Source organism: Agrobacterium sp. SORGH_AS_0745 (assembly GCF_030818995.1).
In the GTDB taxonomy this organism is placed as follows: Bacteria; Pseudomonadota; Alphaproteobacteria; order Rhizobiales; family Rhizobiaceae; genus Agrobacterium; species Agrobacterium tumefaciens.
Window position 1 is genome coordinate 1001628 of record NZ_JAUTBI010000003.1, and the last position, 13975, is coordinate 1015602.

Annotated in this window: 13 protein-coding genes and 1 pseudogene; 10 read left to right on the forward strand and 4 right to left on the reverse strand. The window is 58.4% G+C overall.

Annotated elements, in window-relative coordinates; genetic code table 11:
• Positions 1-13 precede the first annotated feature (13 nt).
• Both pmtA and dnaN read right to left on the reverse strand, forming a co-directional pair.
• Positions 14-607, reverse strand: coding sequence for a phospholipid N-methyltransferase PmtA (pmtA, locus tag QE432_RS14600; RefSeq protein WP_003514702.1), 594 nt, complete (start codon positions 605-607; stop codon positions 14-16).
• Positions 608-804: 197 nt separating this feature from the next.
• The gene (dnaN, locus tag QE432_RS14605; RefSeq protein ID WP_003514704.1) at positions 805-1923 is read right to left on the reverse strand and encodes a DNA polymerase III subunit beta; all 1119 of its coding nucleotides are present in this window, start codon (positions 1921-1923) and stop codon (positions 805-807) included.
• 267 nt (positions 1924-2190) lie between these two features.
• On the opposite strand from dnaN, the gene rsmI reads away from it, so the two are divergent.
• The 10 genes and pseudogenes from rsmI (at position 2191) to QE432_RS14655 (ending at position 12065) form a co-directional block, all read left to right on the forward strand.
• A complete protein-coding gene (rsmI, locus tag QE432_RS14610) occupies positions 2191-3132 on the forward strand; it encodes a 16S rRNA (cytidine(1402)-2'-O)-methyltransferase (RefSeq protein WP_038489605.1) in 942 nt (313 codons plus the stop codon).
• The gene (locus QE432_RS14615; RefSeq protein ID WP_306625946.1) at positions 3122-3490 is read left to right on the forward strand and encodes a YraN family protein; all 369 of its coding nucleotides are present in this window, start codon (positions 3122-3124) and stop codon (positions 3488-3490) included. Before rsmI ends, QE432_RS14615 begins: the two co-directional genes overlap by 11 nt.
• Before the next feature lie 11 nt (positions 3491-3501).
• Entirely contained in the window at positions 3502-4062 is a 561-nt protein-coding gene (locus QE432_RS14620) for a sugar O-acetyltransferase (protein ID WP_306624752.1), read from the forward strand.
• A 133-nt stretch (positions 4063-4195) separates the two neighbouring features.
• Positions 4196-5495 (forward strand): annotated as a pseudogene (locus QE432_RS14625) (extracellular solute-binding protein).
• Between the two features lie 84 nt (positions 5496-5579).
• The gene (locus QE432_RS14630) at positions 5580-6554 is read left to right on the forward strand and encodes an ABC transporter permease subunit (RefSeq protein WP_174002575.1); all 975 of its coding nucleotides are present in this window, start codon (positions 5580-5582) and stop codon (positions 6552-6554) included.
• A gap of 11 nt (positions 6555-6565) precedes the next feature.
• Entirely contained in the window at positions 6566-7408 is an 843-nt protein-coding gene (gene ugpE, locus QE432_RS14635; RefSeq protein WP_003514715.1) for a sn-glycerol-3-phosphate ABC transporter permease UgpE, read from the forward strand.
• An 11-nt stretch (positions 7409-7419) separates the two neighbouring features.
• Positions 7420-8520 carry a sn-glycerol-3-phosphate import ATP-binding protein UgpC gene (locus QE432_RS14640; protein WP_306624755.1) on the forward strand — a complete coding sequence of 367 codons (1101 nt, stop codon included), beginning with the start codon at positions 7420-7422 and terminating at the stop codon, positions 8518-8520.
• Positions 8521-8630: 110 nt separating this feature from the next.
• A complete protein-coding gene (locus QE432_RS14645) occupies positions 8631-9143 on the forward strand; it encodes a cupin domain-containing protein (protein ID WP_013635353.1) in 513 nt (170 codons plus the stop codon).
• Between the two features lie 244 nt (positions 9144-9387).
• Entirely contained in the window at positions 9388-10347 is a 960-nt protein-coding gene (gene gshB / locus QE432_RS14650) for a glutathione synthase (RefSeq protein WP_306624757.1), read from the forward strand.
• Between the two features lie 185 nt (positions 10348-10532).
• Positions 10533-12065 (forward strand): YifB family Mg chelatase-like AAA ATPase, encoded by a 1533-nt coding sequence (locus QE432_RS14655; protein WP_306624759.1) that lies wholly within the window; start codon positions 10533-10535, stop codon positions 12063-12065.
• A 116-nt stretch (positions 12066-12181) separates the two neighbouring features.
• On the opposite strand, the gene cysK is transcribed toward QE432_RS14655, so the two are convergent.
• Positions 12182-13150, reverse strand: coding sequence for a cysteine synthase A (gene cysK, locus QE432_RS14660; protein WP_003514725.1), 969 nt, complete (start codon positions 13148-13150; stop codon positions 12182-12184).
• Between the two features lie 156 nt (positions 13151-13306).
• The gene (locus tag QE432_RS14665) at positions 13307-13924 is read right to left on the reverse strand and encodes a LysE family translocator (RefSeq protein ID WP_306624761.1); all 618 of its coding nucleotides are present in this window, start codon (positions 13922-13924) and stop codon (positions 13307-13309) included.
• Between the last annotated feature and the right edge of the window lie 51 nt (positions 13925-13975).

A 13975-nucleotide genomic window follows, 5' to 3' on the forward strand; every position in this document is an offset into this window, starting at 1 on the left:
CTCTGCCGTGTGATCAGGCCCGGGTATAGGTCCACAATTGCGCCGGAGGAATGTTGCGCACGATGAAATCGAAATGGCGGATGTGGTAGAGATGCGGCTGCGCAACGATCGGGGAAATCGGACCGTAGGATATCTGAATGACGGGGCGACCGTGCGGCACGCGTTTCAGCAATTCGTCGAGAAGCTTGATGCGGGCGGCCATCGGAAAATTCAGCATCGGTACGGCGGAAATGACGCTGTCGAACATCTGGCCCTGGTGCTCGCCAAGTGTCGCATTCAGATCGAAGGCATCGCCATTGATGAAGTTGACGCCTGGATAACTTCTGAGAAGCTGATTGTAGAAATCGGTCGAATATTCGATGGCCGTCAGGCGCTCCGGCTTGATGCCGCGTGCCAGAATGGCCTTGGTGATGACACCGGTACCGGGGCCGAGTTCGAGAACTGGCAAGTCGGAATGCGGGTCGATGACACTCGCCATTTTTCTTGCCGTGATGGAGGATGTCGGGACGATGGCTCCGACCTTTTTCGGCTGGCTGACCATGCCTTTGAAAAAGCGGATTTCTTCCTCAAATTTTCTTTCAAAGCGTTGCTTCAGGTTGAGTGCCATAATTCCCCTCGGATGTATTTTAGTCATTGTCAAAAAAATGTTACGCACTGTTGATCTCATTTGGCGCTAAAACAAGGCAAAATGTCGTAATTGGAAAAATTCGTTTAGCGTTAGAAATCTGTCTGCGCCGAATCAAAAAACGCCGGGGGAGCGATCCACCGGCGTTTTTTGATTGATTTGAAGACAAAAAGTCCACTTTAAACGCGCATCGGCATCAGAACATAAAGCGCATCGTCGCCGGCGGTGTCGCGAACCAGCGTCGGCGAGCCCGCATCCGCCAGAAGGAAAATCGCGTCTTCACCGGAAAGCTGCGAGGTGATGTCGAGGAGATATTTGGCATTGAAGCCGATTTCCATCGAATCATTGTCGTAACCGACAGCCACTTCTTCCGTTGCACTGCCTGAATCCGGATTGTTGACGGTCAGCGTCAGCTGGCCGTTGGTCAACGCCAGCTTCACGGCGCGGCCACGCTCGGAAGAGATGGTCGACACGCGATCGACCGCACGGGCGAAGGTCTGGCAATCGACGCGCATTTCCTTGTCGTTGCCGGTGGGGATGACGCGCTGGTAATCCGGGAAAGTGCCGTCGATCAGCTTCGAGGTCAAAACGACCGAGCCGATGGTCAGGCGGATTTTCGCGTCCGATACCTCGACGGTGACATCAAGTTCGGGATTGTCCATCAGCTTCTGCAATTCGCCGACGGTCTTGCGCGGAATGATGATGCCCGGCATGCCTTCGGAGCCGGAAGGCGCATCCACATCGGCGCGCGCAAGGCGGTGACCGTCCGTCGCAACTGCGCGCAGCTTGAGGTCGCCGTTGCTTTCGATGGTGTGGAAGAAGATGCCGTTCAGATAATAGCGTGTCTCTTCGGTCGAAATCGCAAATTGCGTCCGGTCGATCAGCATCTTCAGGTCGGTCGCCTTCAGTTTGAAGGTGTGGCTGAAGGTACCGGCGGTCAGATCCGGGAAATCGGTTTCTGGAAGGCATTGCAGCGAGAATTTCGAACGGCCGGAAGCAACCGTCATTGTGGAGCCATCCGGATTGGTGGCCAGAAGCACTTCGGAACCATCCGGCAGCTTGCGCACGATTTCATAAAGCAGATGCGCCGGCACGGTGGTCGCGCCCGCCTGCTCCACCATCGCCGGCGTCGCTTCGGTGATTTCGAGGTCGAGGTCGGTCGCCTTCATATCCAGATTGGCGCCGGATGCGCGCAGCAGAACGTTGGACAGGATCGGGATCGTGTTACGACGCTCGACGACCCTGTGGACGTGGTTCAGCGATTTAAGAAGGTTCGACCGCTCAAGAGTAATACGCATGGACGCTACCGCTTTCAACCGTTGCGACCCGGCCACCGCCGGATCGGTAAGAAGAGTCTTGACCGGCCGGAACGCCGGATAATGTGGACGGGCAAAATGGCAGAGTTATTGCAGAAAATGCAAGAGCCGAGTGCATCTGCCGCCGGTCATTTTGCTGCTATACAGCATGATCCACAGCCTGTGACCGCCCGTGGACCTTGTTCGCCGGTTTTCTATTGCCCATAAAGGGGTAAAACTGGAGCGACCGGCCGGGAATGATCGGCCAGAATGATTGGAAGCCGTGTGACGGAAGAAATATCGAACAGCGACGCCGGACAGGCGACCAAGAGCTTCAGGATCGGCACGGCCACTATTCCGGCGCGGCCGTTGGAGCCGGCGCTCTATCTCGTGGCCACTCCCATCGGCAATCTCGGCGACATCACCATCCGGGCGCTGGAAACGCTGGCGTCGGCTGACGTCCTTGCCTGCGAGGATACCCGCGTCACCCGCATTTTGCTCGAGCGTTACGGTATCCGCACACGTCCGCTCTCCTATCACGAGCATAATGCGCAGGAAGCGGGACCAAAACTCATCGCCGCTTTGGAGGCCGGAAAATCCGTGGCGCTGGTGTCGGATGCCGGAACGCCACTCGTCTCCGATCCCGGTTATCGCCTTGGTCAGCTCGCGCTTGAGGCCGGTCATCGCGTCGTGCCGGTGCCGGGAGCATCTGCGCCGCTTGCTGCCCTTGTCGGTTCTGGCATGCCGAGTGACGCCTTTCTGTTCGCGGGCTTTCTGCCGGTAAAGGATCGCGGCAAGCGCGACCGTTTTGCCGAACTTGCAAAAATTCCGGCCACCCTCATGTTTTTTGAATCGCCACGCCGCATTGGCACCTCCGTAAAGGTGGCATCGGAAGTCCTTGGCCGCGATCGCCGCGCTGTTGTGTGCCGCGAGCTGACCAAGACTTTCGAGGAGTTCCGGCGCGGCACGCTGGGCGAGCTTGCGGAATATTACGACGAGGACCGTGTGGTGAAGGGCGAGATCGTGCTCCTGATAGAGCCGCCCTCCTTTGACGAAATTCCCGATATCGAGGATGTCGAGAGACTCCTGAAGGATCTCGTCACAACCATGCCTGCCGCAAGGGCCGCAGCCGAGGCGGCAAAGCTGACGGGCCTGCCGCGCAAGGAGCTTTATCAACGGCTGCTGGATATGAAGGATGCGGATGGCCGCTGACGGGCAAACGAACAAGAGACGAAAGGCCGAGCGACGCGGTCACGCTGCGGAATACTGGGCAGCACTCTATCTGCTGTTTCGGGGATACCGCATCCTCGCCATTCGTTATCGAACCCGGCTGGGGGAAATCGATCTCATTGCCCGCAGGAAGGATGTCGTCGCCATCGTCGAGGTCAAGGCGCGGCCTTCCGGTGCCGGGGCTGTCGATGCGGTCGGCTTCCGTTCGCAACAGCGCATTCGGGCCGCTGCCGATATTTGGCTCTCCCGCCGCAAGGATGCCGCGCGGTTTTCGTTGCGTTTCGATATCGTCGCAGTCCTGCCACGACGCCTGCCGCAGCATTTCATCGACGCTTTTTGAGGGGGAGGGCAATGTCCACTGAGCGGGAAAAAATGGCTGCGGGCGAATGGTACTGTTGCATGGATGCCGAACTGGACGTGCTGCGCGCCCGCGCCCGCCGTGCCGTTCACCAGCACAACACCTCGCCGCCGGATGAGCGTGAGGCCATGTCGCCTTTGCTGCGGGCGCTCTTTGCCTCCGTTGCGGAAGGAGCCTTTATCGAAGCACCGTTTCATTGCGCTTACGGCTTCAACATTACGTTGGGTGCGAACGTCTATCTCAATGCCGGCTGCGTCATTCTTGATTCTGCGCCCGTGCGGATTGGCGATGGCGCGATGTTGGGGCCGGCCGTGCAGATCTATTGCGCCGAACATCATCTGGACCCGGTTGCGCGTTCGCAAGGCATTGAAATCGCAAAGCCGGTCACGATCGGTCGCGATGTCTGGATCGGCGGCGGGGCGATCCTTCTGGCCGGCATCACGATTGGCGATGGCGCGATCGTCGGGGCCGGTTCGGTGGTGACGCGGGATGTCTTGGCCGGGACGAGGGTGGTCGGAAATCCGGCTCGCCCGATAAAGCGCAAGGACGCTTGAGACATCCTTTTCTGGAAGAATGGAGTCCCTATCGCAGGGACTGTAATAAATCTGACATAAAACCGTTAAAGAGGCGTCACGGAACGTCTCTATTCGCATCCTCATCCCAATAAATGGTGGAGAGGATTTAGTAATGTTGAAGAAGATTTCCATGGCCGCAGTGGCGGTCAGCATTTCGGCAACGTCTTCCATGGCTGCGACCAACATCACCTGGTGGCACGGCATGGGCGGCCGTAACGGCGAAGTCATCAACGAAGTTTCGCAGAAGTTCAACGAAGCCCAGAAAGAATGCGCTCTGACGCCGGTTTCCAAGGGCTCATACGAAGAAGCGCTTGCAAGCGGCATCGCTGCTTTCCGTTCGGGCGAACAGCCGAACATTCTCCAGGTTTTCGATGCTGGCGCTGCCACCATCATCAACGCCAAGGGCGCTGTCATTCCTGCAGAAGACCTCATCAACAAGGCCGGTTACAAGTTCGACCGCGAAGCCTTCATCAACGGCGTCCGCTATTTCTACGCTGCCGCTGACGGCAAGTTCGTCGGCATGCCTTTCAACACTTCCGCGCCGATCATGTATGTCAACGACGAAGCCCTCAAGAAGGCCGGCGTCGAAGCTCCGAAGACCTGGGAAGATTTTGAAAAGGTCGCACCGAAGCTGAAGGAAGCCGGTTACATCCCGCTCGTCCAGTCGCAGCTCACCTGGCAGTTCACGGAAAACTTCTTCTCCCGCAACAACATCCAGTTCGCAACCAACAACAATGGTTACGACAGCGTCACCGACACCAAGCTGAAGGTCACCGATCCGAACCTGCGTCATGATGTTCGACAAGCTGAAGGACTGGAAAGACAAGGGTCTGTTCGCCTACTACGGCGCCGGCTGGAACGACAACCAGAAGCCCTTCGAAGAAGGCAAGGTTGCCCTCTGGATCGGTTCCTCGGGTTCGTTCGGTGGACTGCAGAAGACGGCGTCCATGCCGTTCTCGGCAACCTTCCTTCCCTACTGGGGCTCCATCAAGGGCGCTGGCACCAACTCCTTCATCGGCGGCGCTGCCCTCTTTGCAATGTCGGGCAAGTCTGAAGCCGAAAACAAGTGCGTCGCTGACTTCTTCCAGTTCCTGACTTCGCCGGAAATCCAGGTCTTCTACCACAAGGCTACCGGTTACGTCGCTATCACCACGGCTGCTTACGAAAAGGCCAAGGCTGAAGGCTTCTACAAGGAAAAGCCTGCCGCCGAAGTCGGTATCCAGCAGCTGTCGCTGCCTGCAGGCGAATGGTCCAAGGGCTACCGCCTCGGTTTCTACCCGCAGATCCGCTCCATCATGGAACGCGAATACAACCGCATCTTCTCCGGCGAAGTAACGCCGAAGGACGCCTTCGACATCATCGAAAAGGAAGGCAACGATCTTCTCGCCCGTTTCGCTAAAACGGCTGGCTGATCTCCCTTTTTGAAACCAACGATAGTTGTCGAGCCTCCTTTCCGCCGGAAAGGAGGCTCGCTCTTGGATTAAGGAGGCGCAAGCGTGGCCTATACATCGTCTCAACCGCGTCTGGCCCGGTTTCTATCCGGCCGGTCTGCAAAAACCGGAAAAACGGCGAAGGCCGCAGAAGCCAGCATGAAGCGCGTGCAGTTCTCCTCGTCCTACGTGCCCTATCTGTTTCTGGCGCCGCAACTGGCGGTGATTTTCATCTTCTTCTACTGGCCCTCCGTCCAGGCCGTGCAATCGTCGTTCTTTATCGAAGACCCTTTCGGGTTCGGTGCAACGTTCGTGGGCTTCGCCAATTATTCCGATGCCATCTTCAATCCGGAATATCTAAACATCGCCAAATTCACGGTTGTCTTCACCGTGCTCGTTACTTTCTTTTCGCTGGCGCTCGGTCTTTTGCTTGCGGTCAAGGCCGATGCGGTCGTTCGCGGCAGTTCCGCCTACAAGACGTTGCTGATCTCCGTTTACGCCATCGCGCCGCCGGTTGCGGGTCTCATCGGCATGATGTTTTTCGACCAGCATATCGGGCCTTTCGTCAAGATGGCCGCGTTTTTGGGCTGGGATATGAAGGTTGGCCTCAACTACTTCGATACCGCCTTCGCCATGATTGCCGTCGCGGTCTGGAAGCAGATCCCTTATAATTTCATTTTCTTCCTGTCCGGATTGCAGGGCGTATCCGTCGCCGTGCGCGAGGCTGCCGCCATCGATTGCCGATCGGGCGTGCGCCGGTTCTGGACGGTCATCATGCCGCTTCTGGCACCGACTGCCTTCTTCCTGCTGATCATCAACATCACCTATTCGCTGTTCGATACGTTCGGCATTATCGACGTGATGGTGAAGGACAAGGCCGCCAACAATCCGATTACGCTGGTCTACAAGGTCTTTCTCGACGGTTTCCGCGGCAATGACATCGGCGGTTCTTCTGCCCAGTCCGTCATCCTGATGCTGGTCGTCTTCGTTCTGACCATCATCCAGTTCCGCTTCATCGAAAAACGCATCCATTACAATTGAGGGAAAAGACAATGTACAAGACAAAACCCCTCGACCATCTGGTGCTGATCATCGGCGCACTCTTCCTGATATTGCCTGTCGTCGTGGCATTCATGACGTCCACCCATACGGCAGCGGAAATCCACCGCAGCGGCCTGACACTCGTTCCGGGCGACAATTTCGTCGGAACCTATGAAAAGGTCCTGACGCAGAAGGGCGGCTTCACCGGGCAGATCACCGGTCTCAACATGGTGCTCAACTCGCTGATCCTCGGCATCGGTTTTGCCGTCGGCAAGATCGTCCTGTCGATGATGGCAGCCTATGCGATCGTCTATTTCCGGTTCCGGTTTGCAACGCTTGCCTTCTGGATCATCTTCACCACGCTGCTGCTGCCGCTCGAAGTACGCATCATGCCGTCCTATGAGGTGATGAGCAAACTCGGCCTCTTGAACTCCTATACCGGTCTGATCGTGCCGCTTCTGGCGTCTGCGACGGGCACCTTCTATTTCCGGCAGTTCTTCAAATCCATTCCTGAAGAATTGCTGGAAGCTGCTCGCATAGACGGTGCGGGCCCGGTCAAGTTCTTCATTGATGTGATCATCCCGCTTTCCCGTACCATGATGGCGGCGATCTTCATCATCATGTTCGTTTACGGCTGGAACCAGTACCTCTGGCCCATGCTGATGACCACGGACGAGAGTTTCTTCACCCTGATGCGCGGCATCAAGTCGATCCTGCAAGTCTGGGTCGGTTCGCAAATCCCCGATTACAACGAAGCTTTCGCGCTTGCCGTTCTGGCCATGCTGCCGCCTGTGATGATCGTCGTGATCTTCCAGCGCTGGTTCATCAAGGGCCTGACGGAAAGCGACAAATAAGGAAACCGAAAATGGCCGCGATAGAAATCAGTCAGGTCTGCAAGGATTATCACGGCGGCGTGCGTGCCGTGCATCACGTCGATATCGACATCAGGGACGGCGAGTTCATTGTTCTCGTCGGTCCCTCCGGCTGCGGCAAGTCCACGCTCCTGCGTATGGTGGCCGGACTTGAGGATATTTCCGAAGGCACGGTGAAGATCGGTGACCGGGTGGTCAACCAGGTAGATCCGGCTGACCGGGATATCGCCATGGTGTTCCAGAACTATGCGCTCTATCCGCATATGTCGGTGCGCCAGAACCTGGAATACGGGTTGAAGAACCGCAAGACGCCGAAGGCGGAGATCGATGCGCGCGTGGCCGAGGCCGCCCGCATGCTCCAGCTCGAACCCTATCTGGAGCGCAAGCCGCGCGCCCTTTCTGGCGGCCAGCGTCAGCGAGTCGCCATGGGCCGCGCCATCGTGCGCAAACCGGCCGCCTTCCTGTTTGATGAACCCCTGTCCAACCTTGATGCCAAACTGCGCGTTTCCATGCGCGGCGAGATCAAGCGCCTGCAAAAGCGCCTCGGCACCACTTCGATCTACGTCACGCACGATCAGCTGGAAGCCATGACGCTGGCAGATCGTCTGGTGGTGCTGAACGGCGGCCGCATCGAACAGATCGGCGCACCGCTCGAGGTCTATCACACCCCCGCTTCCACCTTTGTCGCAAGCTTCATCGGTTCTCCCGCCATGAACCTGCTGAGCGGCGAGTTGCATGGGGATAGCCTTACGGTCGGGCCGTCGCTGATCGCGCTCAACGGTTTCGCCCCCACCTCCGGCCCGGTTACTGTGGGCATGCGGGCGGAAGATTTCCGCCTGGCGGCGGCAGGTGAGCCCGGTTTTTCGCTACGCGTCGAGTATATCGAGGAACTCGGCTCGCAGCGTCTTATCCACGGCATGATCGGCGACCAGAACCTGACTGTGGCATTTTCGCCGGAGGTCGAGATTCCGGCTACCTTGTCGGTCGCCATATCTCCGGACAAGCTGCACTTCTTCTCCAGCGAGACCGGCAAGCGCATAGCCGGCAAGGCGGAACAGGCTGTGGCGCAGCCCGTGCAGTTGGCAACGGCCTGAGTGGACGATAAGAAATCGGCGCGATGACTAAAATTGCGCCGATTGTCAAAACCGCTTCGTTACGATCCCGATGATAGAAGATCTCCAATATTTCACGGGGGTTTTCTAATATGCCTTTAAAGATGATGTTCGCGGCGGCTGCGACCATGGCCATCCGCACGGTGCCGATATTGCCCGCCTCTTTGCGCCGGGCAAAAGACGAGAGCGTGGTTAGCGCGTCCTGCACCGATTTGCGGCTGCAGCCGGCCCCCATCAACCCCGACTGGATAATTTCCGGCGATCCTCAGGCGCGTGCGGCGGATCATTCCAGAAGCGGAGACCGCGCCTCCAGCACAGCCATGTGGGATTGTACGGCGGGCGAGTTCCGCTGGTTCTTCGGTTGGGACGAGACGGTCTATATCCTTGAGGGTGAGGTGCATGTGACGGCGGAAGACGGCACAGTCAGTATCCTGCGGGTGGGTGACGTCGCTTATTTCCGCGCGGGAACATGGGCCACCTGGCGGGTGGATGAGTATGTCCGCAAGGTTGCCTTCATGCGCCGCCCTTTCCCCACGGCGCTGGCTCTGGCCTACCGGGTCAAGAACAAGCTGTTTGCCGGTCGTTCCTACAAGCTGGCGGCCTGAACTGGTAAAACACTCCGGCAGGTGGTGCTCTGCGCAGCGCCACCTGCGGAATTGTGAAGGTTCAATAAAACTCACAAAAAGCACCCCTCGCAGCAGTTGCGTTTGAATGGTCGCTGCCCTACATCTTCAGGGTTTTCTGAAGCATTTCCGGGTCTCTTCCGGTCCTGCGGGGAATCGCGAACAGACGAGGCAATGGGCACGGCGGAACCGCGAAGCGTCCGCATGCTGCAAGAGGAAGATGCGCATGGCGAAGATCAAGAACGTCGCGATCCAGATGGATCATGTCTCCGGCATAAATATCGCCGGCGACTCCACCTTCGCCATGAGCCTTGAGGCGCAGGCACGTGGATACCGGCTGTTTCACTATACGCCCGAACGCCTCTCCATGCGCGATGGCAAGATCTACGCGACCGTCGAACAGATGGAACTGCGCGATATCAAGGGCGACCATTTTTCGCTCTCGGAGCCGGAGCGGGTCGATCTCTCGACCATGGATGTCATTCATCTGCGACAGGATCCGCCATTCGACATGGCCTACATCACATCGACCCATTTGCTCGAGCGCATTCATCCCAAAACGCTTGTTGTCAACGATCCCGTCTGGGTCCGCAACTCGCCGGAAAAGATTTTCGTCACCGAATTCGCCGATCTGATGCCGAAGACGCTGATCACCAAGGATGTCTCTGAAATCGCCCGCTTCCGCAATGAAATGGGCGATATCATCCTCAAGCCGCTTTATGGCAATGGTGGTGCAGGCGTCTTCCATTCCGCGCGGGACGACCGCAATTTCTCATCGCTGCTGGAAATGTTCGGCCAGATGTTCCGCGAACCCTATATCGCCCAGGAATACTTGCCGGATGTTCGCAAGGGCGACAAGCGTATCCTTCTGGTGGATGGCGAGCCCGTGGGCGCGATCAATCGCGTGCCGGCGGAAAATGATGCCCGCTCCAACATGCATGCCGGCGGCCGCCCGGAGCCAACGGAACTCACCGCGCGTGAGAAGGAAATCTGCCGCCGCATCGGCCCCGCCCTGCGCGAGCGCGGTTTCCTGTTCGTTGGCATCGATGTGATCGGCGATTACCTCACGGAAATCAACGTCACCTCACCGACAGGCATTCGTGAAGTGCAGAAATTCGGCGGTGCCGATGTGGCGAGCCTGTTGTGGGATGCAATCGAGAAAAAGCGCGAAGCACAGGAGTTCTGAGGCAATTTCCTCGCCACCTGCGTTTGTTCCGAGTGCACAACTCTATACAACTGGAATACACTGTTCGCGCGAAATTGTTCGCTTAATGTTCTTGTTTTATTCTTTGCTCTGTGGCAGGTTACTTGAGAGTGGCCGCCATCGGGGCATAATGCTTTGATGTTGTGGCCGGTTTGCGGGGGCAGGCCATGGTGGCACGGGTCAATACGGTTGCATTTCAGGGAATAGAGGGTGTGCCGGTCGAGGTGCAGGTGATGGTCGCACCCGGAAAGGTCGGCATCCAGATCGTCGGCCTGCCGGACAAGGCGGTGGCGGAAAGCCGGGAGCGGGTGCAGGCCGCGCTCCATGCCTCCGGTCTGGCGCTGCCGGCAAAAAAAGTCACGGTCAATCTTGCGCCTGCGGATTTGCCCAAGGAAGGATCGCATTTCGATCTTCCGATCGCTTTGGGTCTCATGGCCGCGTTGGGAGCGATCCCGGCGGAAGCGCTCGGGCAATATGTGGTTCTCGGCGAACTCAATCTCGATGGCACCATCGGCACGGTTTCGGGCGCTCTGCCCGCGGCCATCGGTGCCAATGCGCTCGGGAAGGGTTTGATTTGCCCGGCTGATAGCGGGCCGGAAGCAGCCTGGGCCGGGGCTGGCATCGATATTCTCGCCCCACGCAGCCTTATTGCGCTTGCCAACCATTTTCGCGGCACCCAGCTTCTCGCCCGCCCGATGCCCGCGATCCGCGCCAATCCGGTCAATTTGCCGGATCTGGCCGATATCAAGGGGCAGGAGACGGCCCGGCGCGCGTTGGAGGTGGCAGCTGCCGGTGGCCATAATCTGCTGATGGTTGGCCCGCCCGGCTCCGGCAAATCCATGCTCGCCGCGCGCTTGCCCTCAATTCTGCCACCGCTCGAGGCTGCGGAATTGCTGGAAGTGTCCATGGTCCATTCCATCGCCGGCCAATTGTCCGGCGGCAAGCTGTCGGACCGCAGACCGTTTCGCACGCCACACCATTCCGCCACCATGGCCGCGCTGATCGGCGGAGGGCTGCGTGCCAAGCCGGGTGAGGCTTCACTTGCCCACCACGGCGTTCTTTTCCTCGATGAGTTCCCGGAATTTGCGCCACAGGTGTTGGATGCGCTGCGCCAGCCGCTGGAAACGGGCGAATGCATCGTTGCCCGTGCCAATCACCGCGTCACTTATCCGGCGGAAATCCAGCTTGTCGCTGCGATGAACCCCTGCAGGTGCGGCAGAGCGGGGGAGCCGGGTTTCACCTGCGCCAGAGGGCCACGTTGCATGACCGATTATCAGGCCCGCATTTCCGGCCCGCTGATGGATCGCATCGATATCCGCATCGACGTTCCCGCCGTCTCCGCCACTGACCTCATCCGTCCCATGACTGCCGAACCGAGTTCGGTGGTGGCCGCCCGGGTCGCTCGCGCCCGCCTTGCGCAGCAGGAGCGTTATGCGGCGGCGGGCTTTTCAGGCATTCGCACCAACGCTCGCTGCACGACAACGCTGATCGAAAAATATGCGGAGCCCGATGTGTCCGGGCTGCAATTGCTGCGCGATGCTGCCGAACGGTTGAAGTTCTCCGCACGCGGTTATCATCGCATTCTCAAGGTAGCCCGCACATTGGCTGATTTGGACGGCAAACAAACTGTCGGACGTATACATGTGGCGGAAGCCATTTCATACCGCATTGCCGGTGAAAGACTGACGGCGGCGGCATAAGAGGCGTTCCTTCGCCCTTTACCGGCTAGAACAATAGTGCCGCTGGCGGATGGCCGGCGGCACAATCGGTCATTGCGGTCAGGCGCGCGTTTGCGGCCTGACCGAAGCGGAATGGCTTAAAGCCCAAGCCCTTCGAAAAGGGCGGTCGAAAGGTAACGTTCCGCGAAGGAGGGAATGATGACGACGATATTCTTGCCGGCATTTTCCTCACGTGCGCCGACCTTGATTGCCGCTGCGAGTGCCGCGCCTGAGGAGATGCCGACGGGTACGCCTTCCAGCTTCGCCACCAGACGGGCGATTTCAAAAGCGTCGTCATTAGTCACGGTGACGATTTCGTCATAGATTCCAGTGTCGAGGATCGCGGGTGCAAAACCGGCGCCGATGCCCTGGATCTTGTGCGGACCGGGGTTTCCACCGGAAAGAACTGGGCTGTCGGCTGGCTCGACGGCAATGACCTTCACCTCCGGCTTGCGGGATTTCAGCACCTGGCCCGTACCGGTGATAGTGCCACCCGTGCCGATGCCCGAAACAAAAATATCGACAGCACCCTCGGTATCGTTCCAGATTTCTTCCGCTGTCGTCTTGCGATGAATATCCGGGTTTGCGGGGTTTTCGAACTGCTGGGGAATAATCGCGTCTGGCAGGGTTTCGGCCAGTTCCTGTGCCTTGGCGATGGCGCCCTTCATGCCCTTCGGGCCTTCGGTCAACACCAGTTCCGCGCCCAGCAAGGCGAGCATTTTCCGGCGTTCGACCGACATCGTTTCCGGCATGGTCAAGATCAGCTTGTAACCCTTGGCGGCGGCGGCAAAGGCTAGCGCAATGCCCGTGTTGCCGGAGGTCGGCTCAACCAGCGTCGTTTTGCCGGGGGTGATCTTGCCCTGGGCTTCCAGCGCTTCGATCATGGCAACGCCAATGCGGTCTTTCACGGAGGCGATGGGGTTGAAGAACTCCAGCTTGGCGAGAAGATTGGCCTTCACGCCCTTTTCCCTCGCCAGCTTGTCCAGCCGCACGATCGGCGTATCGCCGATTGTTTCGGTGATGGAGGAATAGACGCGTCCGCGTCCGGGCTTTCTGGCTTCGGGCATGATGCTCTCCTGTATGAAGGCCACACGATGTGTGGCCGCAAGATTTCAGCGGCAGAATAGGAGCAATAGTCTTGTCAGGCCAGCGAACGTTCGTCCTAATATCATCTGATTACCGGAAAAAATTCACGATAAATCAGGCAAATGCACGAAATCGTTTCAGGTGCTGCGGATCGCGATCATGGTCGCCGTTCCCGCCAGAATTCCCGCCGCAGTGCAGTTGAGGATCGTCAACGCACTTGGCCGTTTCAGGAGGTTGCGCGCCTTGGCAGCAAGCAGGATGTAAGGCAGGAGAACGGCCATCAACACGACGAAGGTCAGCGCCAGAAGTGTCGCATATTCCGATGGGCCGATCATGCGGATGTCGATCAGCGTCGGCACCAGCGCCACATAAAACAGCATGGTTTTTGGATTACCCAGCGTGATCAGCAGGCCGGACAGAAACGACATGGGAATGCTGGTGCTTTTTTTCGCCTTCAGGTCCTGCGGCAAGAGGCCGGCGGTCCAGAGCTTCCATGCGATATAGAGAAGATAGGCTGCGCCGGCAAACTTCAGGACCATGAAGGCCTCCTGAAAAGTCTGCGCCACGAAGGCGAGGCCGAGGATCACGCCGGTCAGGTAGATCATGTCGCCCAGCACCAGCCCGAGGCCCATGAAGAAGGTTTCCCGAAACCCCGATCCAAGCGCCCGCGCCACGATCGCCGTCATGCCGGGGCCAGGGATGGCAGCGGCGATGAAGAGTGCGGTGGCATAGGCAATAAGGGTCGTCAGCGTCATGGTCATTTTCCCCGAAAATCCGCCAGATCAATAGCGAAAATCAGGGGTGAA

Bases quoted from the DNA above. Each gene is read 5' to 3' on its own strand.
- cysK (WP_003514725.1), bottom strand. From the start codon at position 13,150: ATGCCCGAAGCCAGAAAGCCCGGACGCGGACGCGTCTATTCCTCCATC.
- QE432_RS14665 (WP_306624761.1), bottom strand. From the start codon at position 13,924: ATGACGCTGACGACCCTTATTGCCTATGCCACCGCACTCTTCATCGCC.
- rsmI (WP_038489605.1), top strand. From the start codon at position 2,191: ATGATTGGAAGCCGTGTGACGGAAGAAATATCGAACAGCGACGCCGGA.
- QE432_RS14645 (WP_013635353.1), top strand. From the start codon at position 8,631: ATGCCTTTAAAGATGATGTTCGCGGCGGCTGCGACCATGGCCATCCGC.
- ugpE (WP_003514715.1), top strand. From the start codon at position 6,566: ATGTACAAGACAAAACCCCTCGACCATCTGGTGCTGATCATCGGCGCA.
- gshB (WP_306624757.1), top strand. From the start codon at position 9,388: ATGGCGAAGATCAAGAACGTCGCGATCCAGATGGATCATGTCTCCGGC.
- QE432_RS14620 (WP_306624752.1), top strand. From the start codon at position 3,502: ATGTCCACTGAGCGGGAAAAAATGGCTGCGGGCGAATGGTACTGTTGC.
- QE432_RS14615 (WP_306625946.1), top strand. From the start codon at position 3,122: ATGGCCGCTGACGGGCAAACGAACAAGAGACGAAAGGCCGAGCGACGC.
- pmtA (WP_003514702.1), bottom strand. From the start codon at position 607: ATGGCACTCAACCTGAAGCAACGCTTTGAAAGAAAATTTGAGGAAGAA.
- QE432_RS14655 (WP_306624759.1), top strand. From the start codon at position 10,533: ATGGTGGCACGGGTCAATACGGTTGCATTTCAGGGAATAGAGGGTGTG.
- QE432_RS14640 (WP_306624755.1), top strand. From the start codon at position 7,420: ATGGCCGCGATAGAAATCAGTCAGGTCTGCAAGGATTATCACGGCGGC.
- dnaN (WP_003514704.1), bottom strand. From the start codon at position 1,923: ATGCGTATTACTCTTGAGCGGTCGAACCTTCTTAAATCGCTGAACCAC.